Source organism: Methylopila musalis (assembly GCF_042679725.1).
Classification (GTDB): domain Bacteria; phylum Pseudomonadota; class Alphaproteobacteria; order Rhizobiales; family Methylopilaceae; genus Methylopila; species Methylopila musalis.
Window position 1 is genome coordinate 1 of the sequence record NZ_JBHTMX010000422.1, and the last position, 706, is coordinate 706.

The following is a 706-nucleotide window of genomic DNA, read 5'->3' on the forward strand; positions in this document are numbered from 1 at the left end:
GCCGAGGGGGCTGGCATCGCCGCCCGGCGCGCGCTGGGTCGACGCCGACGCCTTCGACGGCGAGGCGCTGCCCACCGTGTTCCGCAAGGTGGCGGCGCTCGCCCGCGCCGCCGGCGTCGACAGGGCTTAAGCGATGACCGAGCTTTCCCACGCGGCGGGCCATGCGCGCCGTCTCCTGCTGGCGCGCGCGGCGGTGGTGGCCATCTTCTTCATCTCCGGAGCGGGGCTCGGCGTGTGGGCGGCGCATATGCCGCTGCTGAAGGGTGGACTCTCTTTAAGCGACGGCGATCTGGGCGGCGTGCTGCTGGGCATGGGGCTCGGCGCGGTCGGGGCCATGCCGCTGACCGGGCTGCTGCTGCACCGCTTCGGCGCGGTCGGCGTCACGGTGGCCGCCGCGCTCGCCTTTTCGGTGGCGCTCGCGCTGCCGCCCCAGGCCCCGGACGGGCGGACGCTGATGCTGTGCGCGCTGCTGCTGGGCGCCCTGATGGGCGCGCTGGACGTGGCCATGAACGCCCAGGCCGCGGCGATCGAGAAGGCCTATGGCCGGCCGATCATGTCCTCGGTCCACGCCTTCTTCTCCATCGGCGGGCTGTTCGGCGCGGCGGGGGCCGGCGGGCTGATCGCGCTCGACGCGGGGGCCGGGCTCGGCATGGGGATCTGCGCCGCCGTGCTCGCGCTGGTCTCCGCGGTCGCCGCGCTGCGGCTC

At 75.4% G+C, this 706-nt stretch carries 1 pseudogene; it reads left to right on the forward strand.

Going from position 1 to position 706, the window contains the following annotated elements:
* Positions 1–133 precede the first annotated feature (133 nt).
* Positions 134–706 (forward strand): annotated as a pseudogene (locus tag ACFQ4O_RS18090) (MFS transporter); the annotation flags it as partial.